Raw genomic sequence first — 2,848 nt, 5'->3', positions numbered from 1 at the left:
GTGCGCGGTCGCTGCGGAGGTGCACGATGCGGTGCGGCCGCCAGGCCACGGGCTCGTCGGGAAGGCGTGCGGCCTTCGGCTCCCCCGTGAGCTCGATGACCTCGAGGGCGCGCAYGATGCGCCGGCCGTTCTGCGCATCGACGCTCGCGGCCGTCTCGGCATCGAGCGCCCGCAGCCTCCCGTGCATGAGGCCGGGACCGATCTCGGCGAGCTCGGCCTCGAGCCGCGCGCGAATGGCGGCGTCGGTGCCGGGGAAGCGGAAGTCGTGGATGACCGACGACACGTACAGGCCGGATCCACCGACCAGCAGCGCCACGTGGCCGCGGGCGAGGATGTCGTCGATGGCCGCACGGGCGGCGGGCTGGTATGCCGCGGCCGACGCCTCCTCGGTGACGTCGAGCACGTCGAGCTGGTGATGCGGCACCCCCCGCCGCGCATCGAGTGCCAGCTTCGCGGTGCCGATGTCCATGCCGCGGTAGAGCTGCATCGCATCGGCGTTCACGACCTCGGTGACCCGGCCCGCGCGTTCGAACGCCTCGGCGAGGTCGAGCGCGAAGTCGGACTTGCCGGTGCCGGTCGCGCCGACGATCGCGATGAGGGTCACGTCAGCGCTGTGCGTCGCTGGGGTCGTAGATCGGCATCGTGCCGACCCCAGGAGCCACGAGCGGCTCGGCGCCACGCGTGCGCAACGACGGCAGGCCCAACGACACGCGAGCACCGACGGATGCCGCGGGGCCGGCCGGCACGCCGCAGCTCTCGGCCTGTGCGCGATCCCAGGCATCGCCCGCCCGGGTGCGGCGGATCGCCAGCGGCGCATCGTCGAGCGAGTCGGCGATGAGGTGGAACGGCGCAGCCTGCGTGATCGTGACCGACACGACATCGCCGGGGCGCGGGAGTTCGGAGCCGGCAGGAACCTCGAAGTGGACGAGCCGGCTGTCTTCGGCCCGGCCGCTCAGCCGGCGCGTCTCGGCGTCCTTCTTGCCCTCACCCGTCGAGACGAGGACCTCGACCGGACGCCCGATGAGGCGCTGGTTCTCCTCCCAGGAGATCTGCTCCTGCAGCGCGATGAGTCGGTCGTAGCGCTCCTGCACGACCTCCTTCGGCACCTGCTCGTCCATCGTCGCGGCCGGGGTGCCCGGGCGGATGGAGTACTGGAACGTGAAGGCCGACGCGAATCGTGCGGCCTCCACGACGCGGAGCGTCTCCTGGAAGTCCGCTTCGGTCTCACCCGGGAAGCCGACGATGATGTCGGTGGAGATGGCGGCGTTCGGGATGCGGGCGCGCACACGGTCGAGGATGCCGAGGAACTTCTCGGAGCGGTAGGACCGGCGCATCGCCTTGAGGATGCGGTCGGAGCCCGACTGGAGCGGCATGTGCAGCTGCGGCATGACCGCCGGCGTCTCGGCCATGGCCTCGATGACATCGTCGGTGAACGCGGCCGGGTGCGGACTCGTGAAGCGGATGCGCTCGAGGCCCTCGATCCGGCCCGCGGCGCGGAGCAGCTTGCCGAATGCCTGGCGATCGCCGAACTCGACGCCGTAGGAGTTGACGTTCTGGCCGAGCAGGGTCACTTCGACAGCACCGTCGTCGACGAGTGCCTGGATCTCGGCGAGGATCTCGCCGGGTCGGCGATCCTTCTCCTTGCCCCGGAGCGCCGGCACGATGCAGAAGGTGCACGTGTTGTTGCAGCCGACGGAGATCGACACCCACCCGCTGTACGTGGAATCCCGCTTGGTGGGGAGCGTGGACGGGAACACCTCGAGGGCGTCGAGGATCTCGAGCTGCGCCTCGTCGTTGTGGCGTGCACGTTCGAGGAGGCTCGGCAGGGACCCCATGTTGTGGGTGCCGAAGACGACGTCGACCCACGGCGCCTTCTCGAGGATGACGTTCTTGTCCTTCTGGGCGAGGCAACCGCCGACGGCGATCTGCATGCCGGCGTGACGACGCTTGACGCCGGCGAGATGTCCGAGGTTGCCGTAGAGCTTGTTGTCGGCGTTCTCGCGCACGGCGCACGTGTTGATGACGACGATGTCGGGCTCGGCACCGTCGGCGGGCACGTACCCGGCCGCTTCCAGCGATCCGCTGAGGCGCTCGGAGTCGTGCACGTTCATCTGGCAGCCGAAGGTGCGGACCTCGTAGGTCCGCGGCGTCGACGCCGGCTCAGTGGTCTCGATCGTCGAGGCCTCGCGAAGGGTGCTCATGATCGCACCAGTTTACGAGCCATCGGCGGTCAACGCCGCCGTCACCGCCTCGCGGACGATGTCGCCGGGGTAGCCCCGACGCTGGAGGAAGGCGGAGAGCCGACGCTCCGCCGTCTGGTGGTCGAGTCCGGTGAGCTGCCTCGCACGCCGCTGCGCCACCTCGAGGGCATTGCGACGTTCGACGTCGGGGTCGAGCTCGTCGACGGCGGCGCGAGCCGCGGAAGGGTCGACCCCGCGACGCGAGAGCTCCTGGAGGATCGCACCGCTCCCCCGGCCGCGGCGGGCCCCGTTGACGTGGACGAGCTGCTCGGCGAGTCGTGCGTCGTCGAGGTAACCGAACCGCTCGTAGCGCTCGATCCACTCCTCGATCTCCGCTTCGTCGAGGCCGTGTTCGGCGAGCACCGCTCGCACCTCGGCGACGGACAGCGCCGAACGGCGCAACCGAGACACGACGAGCCGATCGATGCGGGCATCTCGCTCGGGCCCGGTCTCCTCGGGATCGTCGCTCACGACGGTGAAGCGACTGCGACGACGCTCGGCACGCCGGGAGTCGCGATCGGAGTTCGGTGACGACCAACGACTGCCGCCCGACCCGCTCGTGCGGGGCTGCTCGGGCGCATCGACGACGTCGTCGGACAGGGCCGATC

At 70.4% G+C, this 2,848-nt stretch carries 3 protein-coding genes; all 3 read right to left on the bottom strand.

Annotated elements, in window-relative coordinates; genetic code table 11:
- Positions 1-604, bottom strand: a 604-nt coding sequence (locus AC1DY2_RS18160; protein ID WP_476763685.1) for a tRNA (adenosine(37)-N6)-dimethylallyltransferase, incomplete at its 3' end; no start/stop codon positions are given.
- 1 nt (position 605) lies between these two features.
- Complete coding sequence (miaB, locus tag AC1DY2_RS18155; protein WP_476763684.1) at positions 606-2,201, bottom strand: tRNA (N6-isopentenyl adenosine(37)-C2)-methylthiotransferase MiaB; 1,596 nt, start codon at positions 2,199-2,201, stop codon at positions 606-608.
- Positions 2,202-2,213: 12 nt separating this feature from the next.
- On the bottom strand, positions 2,214-2,848 hold a 635-nt coding region (locus tag AC1DY2_RS18150), incomplete at its 5' end, for a regulatory protein RecX (RefSeq protein ID WP_476763683.1).

It is taken from the genome of Agromyces sp. P1_H4, assembly GCF_056405255.1.
This window is presented reverse-complemented; position numbering and strand designations above follow the sequence as displayed.